A 219-nucleotide genomic window follows, 5' to 3' on the forward strand; every position below is an offset into this window, starting at 1 on the left:
TCCGGGTTCGGCTGGAAGAAGAGCGCCGACTGGGTCATCATGGTATTCTTCGGCGGCGTCAACAGCCTGACCGGCTCCACCCTGGGCGCCTTCATCCTCAGCGCACTGCCCCAGGCTGAACATACCGGTCAGACCGGTGAGAACGTAAACGCCGGCCACCGCAATCAGTGTAATGCAGACCTGGGTGAGGACGTTGGTGACAAGTGCAGACATAGAAAC

1 pseudogene is annotated in these 219 nt (G+C 59.8%); it reads left to right on the top strand.

Annotated elements, in window-relative coordinates:
- A pseudogene (locus H6B10_RS18445) lies at positions 1-219 on the top strand (hypothetical protein); the annotation flags it as partial.

This window comes from Gemmiger formicilis (genome assembly GCF_016901605.1).
GTDB classification, from domain to species: domain Bacteria; phylum Bacillota; class Clostridia; order Oscillospirales; family Ruminococcaceae; genus Gemmiger; species Gemmiger formicilis_B.